Annotated in this window: 16 protein-coding genes and 1 tRNA gene; 4 read left to right on the top strand and 13 right to left on the bottom strand. The window is 61.6% G+C overall.

What is annotated here, in order from left to right; all coding sequences use genetic code 11:
- Nucleotides 1–21: 21 nt before the first annotated feature.
- Genes IPM54_29625 through IPM54_29635 form a run of 3 tightly spaced genes read left to right on the top strand, consistent with a single transcriptional unit; the run spans nucleotide 22 to nucleotide 3,521 of the window.
- Nucleotides 22–1,674 (top strand): hypothetical protein, encoded by a 1,653-nt coding sequence (locus IPM54_29625; GenBank protein MBK9263949.1) that lies wholly within the window; start codon nucleotides 22–24, stop codon nucleotides 1,672–1,674.
- Between the two features lie 13 nt (nucleotides 1,675–1,687).
- Nucleotides 1,688–2,749 carry a hypothetical protein gene (locus tag IPM54_29630; protein MBK9263950.1) on the top strand — a complete coding sequence of 354 codons (1,062 nt, stop codon included), beginning with the start codon at nucleotides 1,688–1,690 and terminating at the stop codon, nucleotides 2,747–2,749.
- A 46-nt stretch (nucleotides 2,750–2,795) separates the two neighbouring features.
- On the top strand, nucleotides 2,796–3,521 hold the full coding sequence (locus IPM54_29635; GenBank protein ID MBK9263951.1) for a hypothetical protein: 726 nt from the start codon (nucleotides 2,796–2,798) through the stop codon (nucleotides 3,519–3,521).
- On the opposite strand, the gene IPM54_29640 is transcribed toward IPM54_29635, so the two are convergent.
- Together IPM54_29640 and IPM54_29645 are read right to left on the bottom strand one after the other, a co-directional pair.
- Nucleotides 3,522–4,784: a c-type cytochrome gene (locus IPM54_29640; GenBank protein MBK9263952.1), complete on the bottom strand. Its 1,263-nt coding sequence runs from the start codon at nucleotides 4,782–4,784 to the stop codon at nucleotides 3,522–3,524.
- Between the two features lie 18 nt (nucleotides 4,785–4,802).
- Nucleotides 4,803–5,363, bottom strand: a complete 561-nt coding sequence (locus IPM54_29645; GenBank protein ID MBK9263953.1) for a hypothetical protein — start codon at nucleotides 5,361–5,363, stop codon at nucleotides 4,803–4,805.
- 393 nt (nucleotides 5,364–5,756) lie between these two features.
- Between IPM54_29645 and IPM54_29650 the strand changes: the two genes are divergently transcribed.
- Complete coding sequence (locus tag IPM54_29650; GenBank protein MBK9263954.1) at nucleotides 5,757–6,269, top strand: hypothetical protein; 513 nt, start codon at nucleotides 5,757–5,759, stop codon at nucleotides 6,267–6,269.
- Here the strand turns inward: IPM54_29650 and IPM54_29655 are convergent.
- The 11 genes from IPM54_29655 to IPM54_29705 form a co-directional block, all read right to left on the bottom strand.
- Nucleotides 6,266–7,384, bottom strand: a complete 1,119-nt coding sequence (locus IPM54_29655) for an SUMF1/EgtB/PvdO family nonheme iron enzyme (protein MBK9263955.1) — start codon at nucleotides 7,382–7,384, stop codon at nucleotides 6,266–6,268. The two genes, IPM54_29650 and IPM54_29655, sit on opposite strands and share 4 nt — an antisense overlap.
- A 62-nt stretch (nucleotides 7,385–7,446) precedes the next feature.
- Nucleotides 7,447–8,841, bottom strand: coding sequence for a carboxypeptidase regulatory-like domain-containing protein (locus IPM54_29660; protein MBK9263956.1), 1,395 nt, complete (start codon nucleotides 8,839–8,841; stop codon nucleotides 7,447–7,449).
- Between the two features lie 205 nt (nucleotides 8,842–9,046).
- A tRNA-Phe gene (locus IPM54_29665) sits at nucleotides 9,047–9,122 on the bottom strand.
- A gap of 57 nt (nucleotides 9,123–9,179) precedes the next feature.
- Nucleotides 9,180–10,253 carry a hypothetical protein gene (locus IPM54_29670; protein ID MBK9263957.1) on the bottom strand — a complete coding sequence of 358 codons (1,074 nt, stop codon included), beginning with the start codon at nucleotides 10,251–10,253 and terminating at the stop codon, nucleotides 9,180–9,182.
- Nucleotides 10,250–12,292 carry a M1 family metallopeptidase gene (locus IPM54_29675; protein MBK9263958.1) on the bottom strand — a complete coding sequence of 681 codons (2,043 nt, stop codon included), beginning with the start codon at nucleotides 12,290–12,292 and terminating at the stop codon, nucleotides 10,250–10,252. Before IPM54_29675 ends, IPM54_29670 begins: the two co-directional genes overlap by 4 nt.
- A complete protein-coding gene (locus IPM54_29680) occupies nucleotides 12,289–13,554 on the bottom strand; it encodes a hypothetical protein (GenBank protein ID MBK9263959.1) in 1,266 nt (421 codons plus the stop codon). The genes IPM54_29675 and IPM54_29680 overlap by 4 nt, the downstream gene beginning before the upstream one ends.
- Nucleotides 13,555–13,596: 42 nt before the next feature.
- On the bottom strand, nucleotides 13,597–15,426 hold the full coding sequence (dnaK, locus tag IPM54_29685) for a molecular chaperone DnaK (protein ID MBK9263960.1): 1,830 nt from the start codon (nucleotides 15,424–15,426) through the stop codon (nucleotides 13,597–13,599).
- 68 nt (nucleotides 15,427–15,494) lie between these two features.
- Nucleotides 15,495–17,213, bottom strand: a complete 1,719-nt coding sequence (locus tag IPM54_29690; protein ID MBK9263961.1) for a DnaJ domain-containing protein — start codon at nucleotides 17,211–17,213, stop codon at nucleotides 15,495–15,497.
- Nucleotides 17,214–17,346: 133 nt separating this feature from the next.
- Nucleotides 17,347–17,937, bottom strand: a complete 591-nt coding sequence (locus IPM54_29695; GenBank protein ID MBK9263962.1) for a hypothetical protein — start codon at nucleotides 17,935–17,937, stop codon at nucleotides 17,347–17,349.
- Between the two features lie 17 nt (nucleotides 17,938–17,954).
- Nucleotides 17,955–18,665 (bottom strand): hypothetical protein, encoded by a 711-nt coding sequence (locus IPM54_29700; protein MBK9263963.1) that lies wholly within the window; start codon nucleotides 18,663–18,665, stop codon nucleotides 17,955–17,957.
- Complete coding sequence (locus tag IPM54_29705; protein ID MBK9263964.1) at nucleotides 18,662–19,246, bottom strand: RNA polymerase sigma factor; 585 nt, start codon at nucleotides 19,244–19,246, stop codon at nucleotides 18,662–18,664. Before IPM54_29705 ends, IPM54_29700 begins: the two co-directional genes overlap by 4 nt.
- Nucleotides 19,247–19,296 lie beyond the last annotated feature (50 nt).

The raw sequence follows: 19,296 nt of genomic DNA on the forward strand, positions 1-19,296 counted from the left end.
GTGTCTGCCTTTCCGGTCCCCATGCGAACCATTGCCGCCCTGTTTTGCTCGGTTGCCCTCGCGACGGTTACTCTCGCGGGTTCGGCGAATGCCCAACAAGAAGCCTGGTCGGATCCGGATCCGAAGGCTCCCAATCCGCGTTACGCGCTCGGACACCTAGGTTTCCGCGCCGGCGCCGAGTACCGCGCCAACGCGCTCTACGTCGACCCACTCGCGGTCAACAGCGAAAGCGGCAGGCGCGTCGGATGGCTCGAACATCGCCTGCGCCTCGATCTCGGCATCGACTACCGCGACAAAGTCCGCATTCAGGCGTCCGCCGATGTCCTCGACGGCGCACTTTGGGGCGACAACGGCAGCCTCGTTGCCGGCCCGCGGCCCAACTTCGGCACGAACATCAACGCGCGAAGCCCGAACATCGCCGTTCCTTGCGTCGCCCTGCGCGGCTCCGATGCGCTCTCGCAAGACAGCTACGGCTACGGCCTTTGCTCGCAGGAGCAAGTGCGCTTCCGCAAACTCTACGGCGACGTGTCGCTTCCATTCGGCTTGCTGCGCGTCGGTCGGCAAGCGGCGAACAACGGTCAGGGAGTCCAAGCGGCCGATGGTGACGGTCGTCCCAATCGATTCGGATTCAGCCGTCAGGGCAACCTGGTCGACCGCATTCTCTTCGCGACCAAACCTCTGGAAGCCTTCAAGCCCAAAGCCGAGCGCGACGTATCCGAAGATCGCGGCATGATCCTGGCCCTGGCCTACGATCGTTGGGTTACCGACGACGTGCATTTGTTTGGCGACGACGTGCAGCAATTCGACGTTGCCGTGCGCTACATGGCGCCGAAATTGGGCCCCATGCGAGACCTGTTCATTGGTGGCTATTACGTGCACCGCTGGGACAATGTCAATGCATCCCGAGTGAACAGCTTTGGCGCGCGAGCGATATCCAAAATCGGCGACTTTCACGTGACCGTCGAAGGCGCGATGAACGTGGGCTCGACTCGAGAAATTGCGGCTGCTTACAAGTTCATCACGAACGATCCCGTGGTGGATCAAGAGGTTTTCCAAGGGGGCGCTCGCGCGGTCGTGCGTTACGACAAACCGAAGTTCACCGCCTACATGGAATTCGATTATGCGTCGGGCGATACGGATCCCAACAATCGCACGCCGCTCACACAATTCACGTTCGCCGAAGATTCCAACGTGGGCTTGCTCCTCTTCGAGCATGTCATTTCGTATCAAACCGCCCGCGTCGCTGCGGCGGGCAACGAGCTCATCCGGAGGCTCGGAGCGACCAGTTTCCCGCCGGATGCCGTATGGACGCGCGGATCCTTCACCAATGCCGTGGCGCTCTTTCCGCAATTCGACTTCCGGCCCGTGAAAGGACTCCTTTTGCGCGGCGGCGTGCTTTTCGCGTGGGCGGCTGCTCCCGTTGCGGATCCCATTGCATCACTACTCGCGCGCGATGGCGTCACCATTGACGACGATCTCGTCAACTTCAATGGCGGTAAACCTGGCAATTATTGGGGCACCGAGCTCGATGCACGCATTTCGTACAGGTACCTCGATCACTTCCTCTTCGACCTCGAAGGCGCCATCCTCTTCCCCGGCAATGCGCTGAAAAATGCCGACGGTTATGCCGCTCGAAGCGCTTTGGTTCAGGGACGCACCACGTTCTACTTTTAGGCGGTAAACGGCCATGACACGTCTTTGCTCGACAATTTTCGTCCTTTCGGCCGCCTTGCTCACGGGTTGCGGCGACCTTTACGATGCACCTCCAGCGCCGTTCATCGAAGGCGCCGAAGACGGTACGCTCGACGATCCCAATGCGCCCATCATCTTGTCATTCGCGGAACCCGTGGATCCGACGACGATTGACATCAAGGTGATTCGCGTCGTCACGGACATCGAAGGCAATCTCGCCGATGAAGACGAGGATCTGACAAACGAGCTCGACGTCATGTTCAGCTCGCATCCGGTCGACGGTGACGTGGGTGGAATTGCCGAGCTTCTCGACAACAATTCGAAGTTGCGCATCGTTCCTGCAGCATCGATGCCCGTGGGTCCGAAATTGGCCATTTTGGTCGAAAAGGGACTCAAGGATTTGGCGGGAAACGTGACGACGACGCGCAAGCGGCTTTCGTTCGGCTATACGTTCAAACTCGAATGCAACGCACCGTCGACGGTTTTCGATTCGGGTTATTATTTCATGCTTGCCGACATCAAGCAGCCGCTCAAAGTGCAAGTGCAGCTTTGGACTTATTTGGAGGTCGATCCGATGACGGGCAAAGTGCGCGGTCAATGCACGAACGCTGATCGTATCAAAGATCCCAATCGTTGTCCAATGCCATGCGCCTCGTCGGAAGTTTGCCGATTGCTTCCCGAGCCGGCCTGCGTGCCTCCTTCCGAAAAAGCAGGCACGGTCGACGAATACAGCGATTACGAGCCGAATGAAACACCACCCACGGGATACACGTTCAGCGTCGATGGGTGCGTACAGGACCAACCCGATGGTTCCGCCATTTTCGTCACGGCTCCGACGGACGTCGTCGTTCAATCGCCTCCGGTTACTTTGCGCAATGTCACGCTGGGCGCGTCGTTTGCCAAAGACGCCATGGGCGCCCTTCGAGGTTCAGGGTCGCTCGCCGCAGGTCAAGTGCTGCTCGGCACGACGGCGAGTGGTAAAGGCGAAGGAGGGCTCGACGCGCGGAAAGTAGCGGCGGACGAAGCTCCGATGAACGTACCGATGCCCATGCCTTGATATGGTAGGACAAACCGCGCGACGAACGGCTTCTCCTTGGCGTCTGATGAGGCAAGCGATCGGCGGTCCCGTCGATTTTGCCAAAAAACTCGAGCGGCTTGCACAAACGCTCCGCGGATACGCGAACCCTGCCGAGCTCGAGCGGCGTCTCGAGCGTTTGATTGCCGCGGGAATCATCGACCAAGCGCCGACGAACGTGCAGCTCTTCGTGGGCGCCGCAGACATGCTGCGATTTTGGATTTCGCCCGCTGCGGCCGAATATTACGCATCCATGGGGATTGATTATGGGTTTCACCAAGTATTACGATTTTTGGATGAACCATCGAGCGTCACGGATCCGGTCGGTTTTTTTAGCACGAAGGATGGGATCATCGGTCATTTGATGCAGGTCGTTCACGCCAATCCCCATTACGACTTGGAGCTGCTTGGAATGTGGGACGACGGTCTGGACGAGCTCGAGCGACAGATTGAAGCGATGCTGACGGGCACGCATCCGCGGCAAGCATCGATTGGCGCGGTCGTCGAAGAACCCGATTATCACGCGCGACTTTTGGAGTACACGCGGTCATTCAGGAAGGACCCCCACGCGACGCCTCCGGTAAGGTCCAACGTTGCGGCACATGCGCATTGGGCAGACGTCGAGCGCACGTTCGGGTCACTGCGCACATCGATGCGGTATTTCTGTCGATTGCCGACGAATCCCGTGGAAGGCGCGTGGCATTTGCTCGTGGTGAAGCAATTCCCGGCGCATTTGGGGGAAGCGGCGACGTAATTACTGCGGCCTACCCTGCGCTATCCACGTCTCGACGAGCTGAATGTCCTCCATCGTCACCGACGGCAAACCCATCGGCATGCCTCGAATGGTCGGATCCTGCTGCCCCGCTTCTTCACGATAACGCGCCAGCAGCGCATACACGAGCCTCGGAGTGCCGTCGGGCATTTTCGTAAAAATGCTGCGCCGCTCGCCCTTGTCGTCCACATATCCCGCTTGAATGCCTTCGTATTCGGCCAGGTTCAGCCCTCGCGGCTTGAACCCGAATCCCCCCGTATTGCCCGGACCACCATCACCAATCGCATAATCCGGTTCGGCATGACAATGCCAACACGTATTGCGGAAAACGCGCTGACTCACTTCTTCGTAGGTCACTTTACGCGTGAGCACGGGCAATCGAGCTGGAATGGGCTTGTCGACCTTCGCCGCCAAGTTCTGCTGCACCAAAAATGCCGCCAGATCACGCGTTTCTTCGGGCGTGAGCGGCGTCTTCGGCATCGCCGTCTCGGGATTGACGGCGGCCGGATCTTCCAGCCACCGAATGATTTCCCCCGCATTCATGCGATCTCGCACGTATCGAAGATCCGGCGCGAGCGAATGCCCTCGGCGTTCCCCCGTCCCTTCCACCTGCGGCATTCCCGCGGGAAGCGCCGCCCTTGGAGCCCCCGTGTATTCGTGGCATTGCCGGCAACCTTTTTGCTCGAATACTGCATTCCCCCGCTCGACACTTGCCCCATCCAGTGAAATTGGTTTGGCGGGGGCGGATCCTGCCGTCAAATACGTGGCAATGTCGCGCGCTTCTTCGGCGGACAATTCAAGGCGCGGCATCGACGTTTCCATGTGCGGCCGCATGTCGCGCGGGTCGAGCAAAAACTGTTCGATGAACCCGCGCCGGAGCCGTCCTCCAATACCCACGAGCGACGGCGCATCCCGAAAATGAACGATTGTTTTCTGCCACTTCGCAAGCGTCGATGCGGACGCTTTGTACGTGCCACCATGAATCTGCTGATGACAACGAACACAATCCTTATCGAGCGCTGGAGGCTCAACGTCGGCCAGTGAGTGGCAGCGATTGCATTCGAATTTGGCGACGAGCGCTTTGCCGCGCTGCGCATCGCCGAGGGGCGGTTCCGCATACGCCGTTACAGACGCAGCGGAAGCGGAGGCGGAAGGAGCGGGTTTTGGGGCTTCCTCGGCGCGCTCGTTCTTGCGACAGCCGACGAGGAGAAGAGCGAAACTGGCAAGAACGAACGCGCGAAACACGATGGATCACTTTCCCAATCAGCTTTGGCCCCCCGACGAGGCCGCGACCTTGCAGATTTCAGCATCTTTGGCCATCGCATTGCAACGCTGAATTGCAGCATCGCGCGCCGCGGCATTTCCGGCTTGGTGTTGGAGACGACCAAGCGCCGCGTAACCCTGCGGGGTCGCCATGAGGTCACGGTCGGCCAAACTCTGCAAAATCCCCCGAGCCTCTTCCTGTCGCCCGTCGACCTTCGCCAACGCCTCGCCAAGATCCGTGTCGACGGCGGGGTCGTTTTTGCGCTGCGTGCGGAGCCGCTCGAGGGATGAGACGGCCCACGTTACGTTCTGCGCCCGCTGCTCGGGCGTCTTGGCTCGCCACGTCGGGTCGAGATCGATGGCGCCATCGGTCCTGACGAGCGCCACGGCGAGCGTGCGCTGAGCGCGACCGAGCATCCCATCCTTGCCGGGGTTGATGGTGCGAATTTCGGGGAACATGCGAACGATGGATTGAGCAGCGGCAACGATTTTGCCGTCACGGAGGGCCTTTTCGGCGTTGGCCAAGCCCTGCACGCGGTGGTCGATCTCGGGAATGAACACGTCGCCACACGCGCGGGCATCATGAGTAAACGCGGCAGCAGCAGAAAGCGTGGCGAAAGCAAGAGCGAAACGAGCGGCGAGCGTCCTGAGCGTGTTCATGTCTATCTCCTCATCCTCCGAGCGCGAACGGTTCATTGGACGTATCGGGCGGTCTGGAGCTTCTGTGACAACGACGAGTTAAAAAAGTTTTGTCGAAGTTCGGTAGCTCGATGGAGAAAACGCACGGTGGCCAGGAACGCTTTCAGGGTTCGTCACGTCCCCGTATAAATTCTTGCGCCCGACCTGGACGAGAGAGCAATCTTGCTCGAAACCCCGCGCTCCCCCTATGCTCAGAAAGTAGGGACCTCCACGAACATGTACGCGTCCTTGGCCGAACACATCGGGACCGCTCAAATGCTACGGATCGAAAGGAGTCTGTCCGCAGAACCCTCGCTGCACGGCTACCTGCTCGGTCTGAGTCCTCAGCTCGGGCTGATGCACTGTTTCGATGACTTCGATCCGGACGGATACACGATCTTCCGCTTGGAGGACGTGCTGGCATACGAGCGGGGCCCGCACGAAAAGCACTGGGATCGCATGCTCACGGGCGAAGGCTTGCTCGGGGGCATGCACCTCCCCATCGAGATCAACCTGGGCAACTTGCAAGCGGCGCTCGGATCGCTGCAAACACACTTTTCCGATGTGATCATCGAATGCGAAGACGACTCGGATGAAGAGGGATCGTTCTATCTGGGTCGCATGCTCGACGTCAGCTCGGAGACGATTTCACTGCTCTACGTGGATGCTCTCGGGCACTGGGACGACATGCCGTCGACAATCACGCTCGACCGGATCACGAAAGTGCAGTTCGACACGCCGTATTTGCGGCGTTTCATGCGGTATGTAGAGGCGTTTCCGTCGCACTAGTGCGTAGCGTCGACCGCACCCGGGCCGAGCAGCGTGCCGCACATCGTCTTGCACAGGATGTCCTTGTCAGAGCACGTGCACTGCCCCTGCTTCTTCAGCTCGAGCTTCTTCTGCATGTCGACGATGGTAAAACCGGCGCGTTTTTCGACCTTCTCGATGGTCCACTTGTCCCGCTGCTGCCAGGGCGTTCGGGGATCGGTGGGTTTGCCATCGGCCTCGGCGCAGCAGCGGAAGCTGAGAAAGTAATAATAAAAATCTTCATCGTGCGTGTAGACCTTGGGCCTGCACTGATTTCGCACGCCTCTGTACCAGGGGCCGCCCGTGTGCACGCTGTCGAAATGGGCGCGGCGGCTGTTCTTGGGCTGCTCACTGGCAACGACTTCGTCGGCATTTGCCGGCATGTCCGCGACGCCGAAGTCGCTGATGCAGTTCGGCTGCGATCCGCTCGGAACACCACGCCATAGTCGCGCAAGCTCGTCGGGATCACGCTTGGCGACCTTCTTCATGTTGGGACCATCCCAAGGATGATCGCCGTTGCACTTGGCAGCGTCCCGGACAAACCCATGCGGAAATGGCTTCATTTCGGGGCCTTCGCACGCAAAGTTCCACTCGGACTCCGTGCACATGCGCTTGCCCACGGCCGCGCACTTGATCTGCGCCTGATGAAACCGATTCATCACCTCGGGCCGCACGCCCTTCTGATTCGGCCATTCGTACGTGTCGACGCAGTAGCGCTTCTTCACTTTCTCACCGACGCACGTAGCGACCGGCTCGAACTCCTCACACACGACCTTCTTGTTCGACTTGTCGAACCACTGCTTCTTGCACTTGTGCTCGACCTCCGTGCAGTAATCGCCATCGACGAGCTTCATGTCGGGCGGGCACGCTGCAGGCGCTGCGGGAGGAGCTGCGACGACGTTCGCTTCGTTTGCAGGTTCCGGTGCATGCGGCGCAGGAGGCTCTTCAGAGATGGCAACGGTGACCGCGGGTGGAGGTGGAGGCGGCGGTGCGGGCGGAGGCGTGTTTTTCGGCGGATCGATGGCCGCGGCAGTGCACGCGAGACCAAAAACCGACGACGCAACGAGGAAGGGCAACAAGGAGGCGTTGATGCGCATGGCCGCATCTCCCCCATAGCCCGTCTATGTCAGAGCGCCAGTTTTTGACACGTGAACGCGCGTCACTTGGGCGGAACGGGCGGGTCGTCGTCGGGCTGAACGCATGCCGAGAGATCGAAGAGCATGAACAAGAGTGCCTTTTCTTGCGGCGAAAGATCGGTCGTCGTGCAGCCGCTCGGGAAAGGCGTGTTGACCTTGTCGCCGGACGACACGTGAATGTCGCTGAACACGACGCGACCACATTGCTGTTCTTCCGGAACGCCGATGGGCGTGTTGAACGTGAGGTACTGAATGGATTGCGGCGAAACGCCATAGATCCATCGGCGTGAGATGCCGGGATTGACGGCAGCGACCGTGTTTTGCCCTTCCTTGATGACGAGCTTTCCGGACATCGACGACGCGCCTACGTTGACGAGCCAGTCACGAAGCGCGGCTCCTTTCGGAAATGAAGAATCGATGTCTGCCGTGAAGGGATTGGGCAAGTCGGGTTCGTCATCCCAAACTGCCGTGTCCGGAAATGGAGCGGGGCCCTGCTGGAGCCAGTAGTTGTGAAAGTGCGAGGCGAAAATGCGGCCGCCTTTGGAGGCGTAGTCGAACATGGCCTGACGCGCCTCCTGCGGCTTGGAGCCGGAATTTTGTCCGCCTTCGCAAGCAAGCAGCACGACGTCGTACTTGGACAAACTATCGACGTTGGCCCATAGGCTGGTCGAGCCATCGAACGACGCGCCTCCGTTGAGCGTCGTGTCGTATTTGTTCGTGCCGCCGACACCCGAGAACAGGTTCACTCGGCCCGCGCCGCTGGGTGGCGTGAATTCACTGTCGTCGATGCCGATCTTGCGCAAGAGACACTCGAGCGGATCGGCGTTGCCCGTGCTCAACGCAATTCGCGGCAAGTCGCCTTCCGTTTGGTTCCGGGGCAAACGCGTGAGCGACGCGTCGGTGATGGGGTTGTCGACGCAGGCCTCGACTTTGGGAATGACGATCTGGCGGCGCCACTTGCCGACTTGAATGACGAGCGGAATGTTTTCGCCAACAGGTACACGCTCGAGGACGAACTGGCCCTGCGTGTCCGTGATGGCCGTGACGACGGGATCGCCGGAGAGCACCGAGCCGCATTGGTCGCAGCTCGCGCCTTCGGGCAAAGGCTTGAGCGCGGAGTTGGGAACGTAAACGGTGATGTTGTAGAGCGGGGTCTTGCCCGCAGGATCGTAGACCTTGCCGGTAACGGTGGTTTCGGAGCCGGGGTTGCAAGTGACTTGCTTGCATTCGAGGTTGGAACATCCGCTGGCGCCACCGGCGAAGTTGCCGCCGATATTGTCACCCCCAGCACCCATTCCGCCGGCGCCACCTTGCGCGGAACCAGACCCGTTCGTCGACGACGAACCGCTCGCACTTTGCGAGCCTGTGTCACCGCATCCCACGAACAACACGACGCCCGCATACGCGACGCCGACGATTCCAATCCCTAATGCGCGTCGAGCCTTCATACGCATCGCCCTCTGATGACAAGCAAAGAATCCGGCCCGCGCATGCAGTGCGAAGCACACGCGGACGGTTCGTATGATGCACCAGGCGCTCTTGTCTTGCAGCGGGTTCGCGATGCGAGAGCAAAACATTCGGCAGGGCGTCACGCGTGACGCCAACACGAATGCTGGGATTCGATGGTGCCCAGGGCCAGAATCGAACTGGCCACACGCGGATTTTCAGTCCGCTGCTCTACCAACTGAGCTACCTGGGCGGTAGCGACGCACCTCGTGGCGACGCGGGCGCAACGTTACGCGAGGCGGCGAGCAAGTCAAGCTTCCGCGGATCGATTGTCTGCCGGATCCGATTTTTCTGTCGCTGCGACATCCAATTCCGCGGACGGATGCGCTCCATTCGACCGGTTTTCCTCTGCATGTTCCGCAGGCTCGGGCTCTGTAACGACCTCGGCCGCGGGCTCTGCGACAGCCGGAGCCGCAAATTCCACGACGGCTGGTTCCTCGGGTTCCGTCACGGCGTTGACGACTGGACGAGCAGCATCGACGTGGCGAATGGCCGACGCGAGCCACGAAGCGCGCAAGAAGAGCGCTCCGATCACGGATGCTTGGTACACCAAGAATCCCGCCGCGACCTTTGCACCCGTGTCGACGCCGACGCGCGACCCTATCGAGAGGCCCGCAAAGAGCATCACGGCACCGAGCGTCGCGCGCGCAGCCCACGCGCCGAACACTTTCACGTGCGACTTCTTGACGGTTTGCCACGCACGTCGCAACGACGCGCGAAAACCAAGCTCGTCACGCACCGCAGTCACGCGCGCAAGGTCGTGCACGACGCCGATCACGAGCACCAGCACGACGGCCGCAATGGCAAAAGCGAGCTTCACGCGATCGGCCCCGGGCGCATCGAACGAAGGACGCCGAGATATTGCGCCGCCAATGGCCATCACGATCGCTCCGAGGATGGCTTGGACCACTGCAAATGCGCCGAAGAGCAGCGCAAAGGTGCCGACGGGACGAAGCGCGAATGCTCCGAAATCGCGAGCCGTAAGGCGCCCCTTTGCTGAAAGCGCGCCGATGAGCGCCGCAAGGGGCACGATGCTCGCGAAGGAAGCGACCACGAGCAGCGCGAGCGCGCCCATGGTGACCGGAGGCATCGCAGCGTTCGAGCGCCGAATCGCTTCGATGAAGAGCAAGCCACCTTCATCGAAAAGAACGGCGTCCCTGCGCGGATATCCACCCGTCGCCGCGCCAAACATGACGGCAAACGGCGTCGCAACGAGCGATGCGACCACGAGCCGGTAGGCGTACATGACAAACACTGCACCAGGACGACGCCAGGCGGCAGGTGCATGTTCGAGGCGTTCTTCGGCGTGTTGCATCGTCGTCACGGGGCAAAGAGTTGCATGAAGAGCTCGGCGCCCATCACGCCACGAGTAAAGACGCGTGGCGCAAATGCGCACGGTGATGTGGCTCGAGCGTTGTCGAGAAGGTTCGAGTCCAAATAAACGCGGTGCTCCGGATCGACGACGGCATAGGCAATCTTTCGGTCACCCTCGTAAGGGATCTCGAACGTGGTCCCCTGCCCGTCCCACTGCACGCGTTTGACCGTGCCGTCATCGGCGACGATGTCGATGTCCACGGGGAACACGAGCGTTCCGCGACGACGGACCATGACACGCCCGTGGTAGCGCGTATCGACCTCTGGAGCAGCGCCGGGTTTTTCCGGATCACCGAACACGCCCTTCAAAGGTTCGCGCTCCGTAGAAACGACGTCCCCGATGCCGTAGTCGACCCACGCACGGTCGAAAATGGCGGCGCGCAAGTTGTCGGCAACGACGGGGCTGAGCTCTTCGCGAAAAACCGCGATCATGTCGTCGGGCGTCGGATGCGCGTACCGATACCGCCTCGTGTACACACCCACTGCGCGACGAACGCGTTCTTCGCCGTAGACCCGAGCAAACGTGTTCAAGATGGTCGCCGTACGCGAATAGACGAGCGCGCCGTAGTCACCACCGCTCACGAACCGAGCTGCCGATTGAGCGACCTCTTCGTTGTGCTGCACTTCGATCGCAGGAAGTCGCGACACCGCTGGTACCGAAATCCCCAGGCCTCCGAAGAGCCGCGCTCCGGACGCTCCCGGCCACAGCGTTTCTGCCGCAATTCCTTCTGCGTACGAATTGAACCCCTCGTCGAGAAACGGATACGCGTGCTCGTTCGTCGCGACCATCCCCTGGAACCATTGATGGCCAAGCTCGTGCAGCGTGACGAGCTCGACGTTGCGCACGCCTGTCTTGTCGGAATACCACTGGCCTCCCGTCGTGATCAGCGTCGGGTACTCCATGCCGCCCGCTTCTTCCGCGCCGCGCGGCGGATGCACGAGCGTCAGCGTTGCATGCGGGTACTTGCCGTATGCCGCCCCAAAGTGCGTCAGGCCAAACTTGGCTGCATCGACCTGCGCCTTGGCGACGTTGTCGTAGCCCGGTGGAAACAAGCACCGAATGTCCACGCCATCGTCGGACTTCGCGGTGATCTCCTGGAACTTGTCCCACGCCGTGAAAACGAAGTCGTGAACGTTTTCTTGGACAAACCTTCGCTCGACGCGCCCGTTCTCCGTTTTTTCGCTTTGGAGTTTGCCCGTGGCGCCGACGACGTACGCTTCGGGCACGTCGATGGTGACGTCGTACGCGCCAAAATCCGCGTAGAACTCCGAGTAACGGTAGAACGGAAAGTGAGCCCATCGGCCGTCCGGTTCGAGGCGCGCGAGCTTGGGGAACCACTGTCCCACCATGTGAAACGTGCCCTCGTATCCCGTGCGCAACGTGACGGTGGGCAGATCGGACAACCACGCGACGTCCAACGTGAGCGTTTGTCCTGGCTCAATGGGACGCGGCAGAGGAATACGAATGTCCGTCTCGTCGTCGGGATCGCCGGGTGAATGAGCTTCGGCGGACGGCCACAAATCCTTGTCGAACTCGCGCGCAAAGAGCTTGGAGACTTTGATCCAACCAAAATCGCTCTTGCGCGGATCGCCTCGGAATCCACGCCCGAGGTTGCGCATGTAGATCGTCTTCTCGTTCTTGAACGCGTTCAAGTAGAGGTGGAGATAGATCTCGCTCTGCGGAACGTTCGATGCGTTTTTCCAGACGATCGTCCCTTCGCCACGCACCTGATGCGTCGTGGGATCGAGCGATACGCGCAGCGTGTAGTTCGCGATGTGCGTGGCCTTTTCGGGCACCGGGACATCACTGAAGTTTGGCAGGGCGATCTGCGCAGGCGGCGATTCGGCCTCGGCAGGAGCAGCCGCCGACAGCACGAGCGCCGCCGCGAAGGTCATGCCGAGACCTCCGAACACCGAAGCAATGGTCGTGAATGCCGAACGTCGCGGCGACCGCGAGCCGACACGGTTTGTCGTTTGAGGTGCAATCATCTGCGTCCCGGTGCGTGTCCAACGAGCTCGACGAGGCCATCGACGACCAAGTCGTGAACGACGCGCAAGACATCGAGCGTCGAGAGTCCCGATGCCCCCACAATCTCCTCGACGGACATGACGCCATCGATCGCATCGACGACGAGAATGTCCCGCGCATCGACCCCTACCCGCGCAAGCTCGATGGCCACGTGTTTGATGCGCGGCACGACCGTCATGTCCCCGATACGCGCCAAGTACTTCTGCCGAAGCATTTGCCTCGAGCTCTCTGCGTAACCGAGCGCGGCAAGATGATCGGGATGCTCGCGAAGAATGCCCTCGGCAACACGCAGAGCATTTCGATGATCGCCGGCTTCGTAACGCTCGCGCACTTCGAGCAACCGATCGCTGACCGACACGTTTGGCTGTTCACGCCGACTGCTCGGCGGAGGCGGCGTATCGATGGGGCGAGTGCCGGTTTCCGAAATGCGCCGTCGCGCAGGGGGACTGCGCCCTGTGGAGCTCGAAGGAGGAATCACGTCATGGGTTGGACGTATGGGCCGCGGCGGTGTGAGCCGAGAATTTGGCACAGGACGCCAACGATCTTCCGGAGCCTTCGAGCGTGATGGATCTTCCGTCGTACGGACGCGCGGCGCCTCTTCGGCAGGAGCATCCTTCACGCTCGGTCGTCCCTTGAAGAACTCGACACCAAACTCTTCGAGCACGGCTTCGGCCGTGTCGATGGCCGACGGCGGAGGTGGCGGCCTGTCGCTCATCATAGGGCGAAACCCCGGCTCGGTGTCGTCCGCGACGGTCACTGGAGGCAACGTATCCGCGTCGTCGGGATACGGCGGAACCGTGGGCACGTCGTCTTGCGGTGCGCTCGTTGGAGCTGGCGACAAGGGAACTCGATTCATGTCCGCCATGCGCGTGCGCACGGTGTCCACGTCGCTGCCTGGAGGGTTCGAGTCACCCGATGGGGCACGAATGATTGGCTTGATGTCCGGCGGTGGAGCTCGGTCGGAATCGGCGAGCATCATGTGCTCGACGAGCTGCTCCATGGGCACGGGTGGAGGCAGCGTTCGGCGCTCGTGCTCGGGTCCCGATGGCCTTGTGTACGTGACGCGCATCGAAGCGACCGCGGCATCGGTGGCGATCTCGATGTTGCGCGAAACGACAGGAATACCCTGCGGAGCAGTGGTGTCGTTCGCGTCGCGAGGAGCGTCTTCCGCCGGGTCTTTGCCGGCAGCATCACGAGGTGGATCAGGAGGTTTCTTAGACATCAAACTCCGCGTGCTCGGCCGTCGCGATGCGCCTCGTCGGGCTCATCCCTGAGGCCTCGCAACGACACCCTTGAACATGCGATGCGTTCTCGCAAGCGACTCCATCAAGCCACGAAGGCCGGCCACGTCTTTACGGGCCACGGCATCTTTACAACGCTCGAGCACGCTCCGTGCCTTCCCAATGGCGTCGCGTCCGAAGTCGCTCGAAGCCACGACGAGCTCGACGCGAGGAAACATTTTTTCGATGTCGGCGACGAGTTTGCCCGCTTCTTGGCTCAGCGACGCGAACTCGTCGTTGCTCGGCCGGTCGACGAGAAAATCTTTTGCGGCCTCCATCATTTGACCGACTTCCTCCTTGGTGAGACCGCTGGAAGACGTGACTTGGATGGATTGCTGCTGGTTGGTCTCCATGTCCCGAGCGCTCACGGAGACGATGCCATCGCCGTCGATGGAAAACATGACCTCGATTTCCACCTGTCCTCGCGGCGCACGGCGCAAACCGGTCAAGACGAATTCGCCAAGGAGATCGTTGCTTCCGGCATTCGCGCTCTCGCCTTGCATGACGAGGATCTTGACGGCGGTCTGATTGTCGCGGCTCGTGGTGAAGATTTTCGATCGGCTCGTCGGAACCGTCGTGTTCATGGGGATGAGCTCTTCGAAGTTCTCACCGTAGGTCATGATGCCGAGCGCGTGCGGGGTGACGTCGAGCAGTACCATCTGCGCGGAGACATCGACGAGCGCTGCGCCTTGCACGGCAGCGCCGAGCGCGACGACTTCGTCTGGATGAACGCCCTTGCAAGGCTCGCGACCGAAGAATTGCTGCACGGCCTCTTGAATGCGCGGCATGCGCGTCATCCCACCGACGAGAATGACGTCTTCGATTTCATCGACCTCGATACGCGCGTCTTCGAGGGTTTGGCGGCAGATGTCGATACACCGATCGATGAGGTCGGCGCACAGCGATTCGAGCGTTTCGCGCTTGAAAGTACGCTGCAAGTGCGTCGCGCCCGTGTGCCCAGTCGAAACGATGAACGGCAGGTTGATGTCGGTTTCGCGCACCGCCGAAAGCTCGCACTTCGCTTTCTCCGCAGCGTCCTTGAGCCGCTGAAGCGCCATGCGATCGCTGCGCAGATCGATATCCGTTTGAATGCGAAACTCTTCGATCAGCCAGTCGATGATGCGGGCGTCGAAGTCCTCGCCACCGAGGAACGTGTCGCCTGCCGTCGCGATGACTTTGAAGACGCCGCCCGAGCCGATCTCGAGCAGCGAGATGTCGAACGTGCCCCCGCCCAGATCGAAGACTGCAATCGTTCGCTCGACGTTGCGCTCGTAGCCGTATGCGAGCGCCGCGGCGGTTGGTTCGTTCACGATGCGGATGACGTCGAGCCCCGCGATTTGCCCTGCGTCTTTCGTCGCCTGGCGTTGACCGTCATTGAAGTACGCCGGCACGGTAATGACTGCCTTCGTTACGGGCTCGGACAGATACTCCTCGGCAAAGAGTTTCAGTTCCTGCAGCACCATCGCGCTGATCTCGGGAACCGAATACGTCTTGTCGCGTAGCTGAACGCGCACATCGCCGTGCGGCCCTTCGACGATGCGGTACGAGGCCGTCATCATCGCGTTCTTGACCTGCGGCGATGAAAACTTGCGACCGATGAGGCGTTTGGCCGCGTAGACAGTGTTCTCGGCGTTGGTGATCGCTTGTCGCTTCGCGATGTGCCCGACGAGTCGCTTCCCTGCCTCGGTGATCGCCACCATCGACGGCGTGGTCTTGTATCCTCCGCGGTTGGGGATGACCGTAGGGACGCCTTCTTCGACAATGGCTACGCACGAGTTGGTGGTGCCGAGATCGATTCCGATGACGCGCTCCATCGCTTCAATATGCTCCGTGGAGGGGGTGCGAATGCGACGCCACCGATGTGGCGACTAGGGATGATACGCTACGGTTCGTTGCTGTCCGCCTTCTTGATCTGCATGCGAAGCTGAGCGATCGCGTCGCGCATCTTAGCATCGTTCGGTGCGAGGTCGGCGATGCGGTCGACTTCCGCGCGAGCGCTGGTTTCGAGCCCGGCGGCGATGTAGGCCCGCACGAGCGTAATCCGATATTCGGGCACTTGCGGAGCGAGCTTGACGGCGCGGCGCGCATAGTCGACCGCGCGGCGAGCGTTTTGACCCGTCTTGAGCGTCGCGAACGCAACGCGCTCGTGCAGCCTCGCGTCGTCCTGCCGCGTGCGACAACCATTCGCGAAGCTCGCTGCAGCCTCTGCCCAGCGCCCCTGACTCGCCTCGTACTCCGCTTGCTTCAGAAAGCCTTCCGACAGCTCGCTCGATGCCGTGCGCTGCACCTCGAGGGCCTTGCGCACGAGCGCTTCGTCATCGGGTGCCAGCGCGGCTGCCAAGCGGTACGCGTTCGCCGCTGCCGCCAAGTCTTTCCGTTCCAGCGCGACTTTCGCCGCCAAGAGATACCGTTCGAGCTGAAGCCTTCGCGGATCGGGGCGCGCCGTGTCGATGCGTCGACCGGCATCGCCCCCGGCACTTGGCCCGGACGCACCGGACGGTTGTCCTTCCAAACTACGACGCGAGCTCACCATGGGAGCGGGTTTCGGCATCACGGGACGGCGACTTCGCGCGCTTTCGGGCCCCGGCGCGTCGCCATCGCTCGAATTTCTGCCCCGCGCGGTTGGCGGCGGGCTCATCGGATCCTCGTCGGCAGCCGCCACGACCGCCGGAATGATCGCAGGATCGTGTTCGAGAAGCGCAGCCATCGTGCGGTTGCGACGAAGCTGCTCGAGGTACGCGTCGTACTCGGCGCGACGCTGTTTTGAGGTCAAAACATCATGCGCGAGCGTGAGGCGCGCAAAAATGGCCTCGATCTTCGCCTTGTAGTGCCCAAGCCGCTTGCGGAAGTATTTGTCCGGGTGAAACTCGGGAGCGATCGAGTAGTACGCACTCTTGACCCGCTTCTTGTCTGCATCCATCGGAAGCTCGAGCAGCTCGTAGTGCGTACGCGATTCGAGAGCTTCGTAAAGCTCGAGAATTTTCTTTTTCTTCGCGTGGTCGATGTCGAGCTGGTCGTCGACTTCGACGGGAAGAATCCGCGGCGGCTCGATGGAGATTTCCGCTCCACGTCGAGTGGGCGGAGGCGGTTCGATGACGACTTCTTGCACCGCAGCCGGCCGGCGTTCGATCACGCGCTCGACCACGGGCTCGACGACGCGCCATTCAGGCTGAGCATCGAAGCTTCGCCGAGTTGGCGGCGGCGGTTGGTCACTGCCGTGCTCGAATCGACGGCTTGCGGGAGGCGATTCCACGGGAGCATCGACGAATCTGCGCGATGGCGGAGGTCCGCCGCTCAGCGGTGGATCGAATGCCCGGCTCGAGGGCATCTCCGATCCTCGTGTCGATGCGACCCCTGCAGCCGTCATCATCGTGGAACCGCGACGCGATACGGGCGGCCGCGCGTCGCCAAATTCGACAGCCCCCAGCACCACCAGACGATCGAGCGCGATCGATACTTCTGCCGGCGAAAGCCCCGTAATGAGCGACAACTCGCGCTCGCTGACAACCCCGTCGATCCGCGACAACAGGTAGGCTTCTTCAGTCTTGAGCGGGAGTGCCTTTATGTCACATCCCGCCACCAGCCTCGGAACACGCATCATGGGGAAACCGAAATCGCGAGCAGCGCCCGAACGACCAGTCTAACGGTGTTTGCTGCCGTTTCGCAATTGACCTGCAAGAGTCCGGCATCGCATTGGCCGCACGATAACGGATGCATCGTCGTGAACGTGTTCGTTACCGCGGTCCCCCATCGCCTCCGAGCGCATTCATGATGACCTGGTCTTGAATGCGTACGGCCTCGTCAAACGCTTCGATCGCGGTCTTGCGAGCCTCGCGCGCACGATCGGTCTCGCCGCGCTCGTCCAGCGCCTTCGCACGCCGTTCTTCGACGAGCCCACGAACCTCGAAAAGATGACCACGGAAATACGTCACGTCCGTAGCGAGACCAAGGCCCATTTGCACGTGTTCGAGCGCCGCGTCGAACCGGCCTCGTGCGCTCTGCAAGTCGGCGATGCGCGCATGCGTGTCCGCGAGAACCTCGCTCGCCTCGGGCAGAGGTTTGTCCCCACCCGGCCTCGGCCCGCGCGTGAGCGTTTCGAGCGCCGCGATGGCAAGCGTGACGTCACCCGTAGCCTCGGCAGCGTCGGCCTTGTGATGCGCAGCTCGCGCCTTCGATAGAAACGCAAGCAGCACCGGATCGACGACAGCGGCCCCAGCCGGCTCACACGCTGCAGGCTGCTGTGCACCTGCTCGTTCACGCTCGGAACGCGCGCAACTGGCAAGCGACACGCTGCCCAAAACGAGGCTTGCGACGACCGCAACCACGGGAAAAGCGCGGCGATTCACCGAACCCCCCAGAGCGCAAAACGATTGTCACGCAAGTCCGCAGCACGCGCCGACGCAATACGATCGACACGAGCCGACTCGCCTCCCACGCGCGGAAACGGCGTCGTTTGGTCGAAGAGGTCCGCGGTCGATCGCGATCGCTGCAGCGATGGAGCGGCTGCTACGGGTTTGTCCGACACGGGACGAAGGTACAGCGATAGCCCCGCTGCCATCGCTGAGACGCCAAGAACGGCCGCCGTGACGATGGGCCACACGCGCCTCGCTGCGGTTTTTTCCGACGAACTCCGCAGCGCCCGCGTGATGAGCAGCTCGTTGCGTAGCGGATCGATGTCACGCGGCCGATATGCCGAAACGAGCGCATCGAGCACCTCCACCACGGGTTCGTCGCGGTCGTCGCTGCGCGGATGCGCAACGGCTTCGCGCAATCGCTCCGCAGCTTCCCGCTCCGCAGGCGCGGGCGGTGCGTCTGCTACGCCGATCCCAAGCGCCCGATCGATGAGCGCATCGTTGTCCGCCGCATCGAGCGATGCGGGCACGTACGCTGCACGCAGCGCCTCTGCGAACGGGTGGTCACCGCGTTCGAGCAGCGCTCGCAGCTCTTGCGCCTCGGCGACTTCGCGCGCGGACGGCGGCTGTTCGCCCAAGGGACCAGGTTCGTCTTGACCAACGACGGGCGGGACGAGCCTCAATTTTCGATCGCCGCTCATCGGGATGCCTCCTTCACGAGGGCGCCGTCGGCCGATCGCGACGTTTGCAAAGCCTTTTTCAACGCGGTGAGCGCGCGATGAAGCACGACGTCGAACGTTGCAACCGAAACACCGAGCGACGAGGCGACTTCATCGCGCGATCGCTCCTCCAGCACACGCAGCCGAATCGCTTGCGCGTACCGCGGGTTGATCGCATCGAGCGCCGCGTCGACACGCGCCCTCGCATCGGCGAGGTCTCGCTTTTCACAAAGCTCGGCTTCGCCATTCGTTGCAGGATCGTCTTCGGATGCATCGATTTCGCGTTCGAGATCCGTTGGATCGTAAAGCAATTCCCTACGGCGAGCGCGAAGGATGTCGAGCGCGATGCGCAGCGCCACCACGCGTAGCCACGGGTAAACTCCAGCGTTTTGCCACTGGAATTGATGAAATCGTTCGACGACGCGAGCGTACGTCTCGGCAAGCGCATCTTGCGCCAGCGCTTCGCGACCAAGACGCGGCAAGAGAACGGAGCGATAAAGAATCGGGCCGTAACGCCGTAAGATCTGCCCGAGAGCAGTCCGATCTCCAGACTGTGCTCGCATGCAGAGCTCACGCTCGGCTTCCAGATCCGTTCGCGCTTCGACGACGGCCA

This window comes from Polyangiaceae bacterium, assembly GCA_016715885.1.
In the GTDB taxonomy this organism is placed as follows: Bacteria; Myxococcota_A; Polyangia; order Polyangiales; family Polyangiaceae; genus Polyangium.

Coding starts and splice junctions, on each gene's coding strand:
- IPM54_29625 (MBK9263949.1), top strand. CDS start 22: ATGCGAACCATTGCCGCCCTGTTTTGCTCGGTTGCCCTCGCGACGGTT.
- IPM54_29630 (MBK9263950.1), top strand. CDS start 1,688: ATGACACGTCTTTGCTCGACAATTTTCGTCCTTTCGGCCGCCTTGCTC.
- IPM54_29635 (MBK9263951.1), top strand. CDS start 2,796: ATGAGGCAAGCGATCGGCGGTCCCGTCGATTTTGCCAAAAAACTCGAG.
- IPM54_29650 (MBK9263954.1), top strand. CDS start 5,757: ATGCTACGGATCGAAAGGAGTCTGTCCGCAGAACCCTCGCTGCACGGC.
- IPM54_29655 (MBK9263955.1), bottom strand. CDS start 7,384: ATGCGCATCAACGCCTCCTTGTTGCCCTTCCTCGTTGCGTCGTCGGTT.
- IPM54_29675 (MBK9263958.1), bottom strand. CDS start 12,292: ATGATTGCACCTCAAACGACAAACCGTGTCGGCTCGCGGTCGCCGCGA.
- IPM54_29680 (MBK9263959.1), bottom strand. CDS start 13,554: ATGTCTAAGAAACCTCCTGATCCACCTCGTGATGCTGCCGGCAAAGAC.
- dnaK (MBK9263960.1), bottom strand. CDS start 15,426: ATGGAGCGCGTCATCGGAATCGATCTCGGCACCACCAACTCGTGCGTA.
- IPM54_29690 (MBK9263961.1), bottom strand. CDS start 17,213: ATGATGCGTGTTCCGAGGCTGGTGGCGGGATGTGACATAAAGGCACTC.
- IPM54_29700 (MBK9263963.1), bottom strand. CDS start 18,665: ATGAGCGGCGATCGAAAATTGAGGCTCGTCCCGCCCGTCGTTGGTCAA.
- IPM54_29705 (MBK9263964.1), bottom strand. CDS start 19,246: ATGCGAGCACAGTCTGGAGATCGGACTGCTCTCGGGCAGATCTTACGG.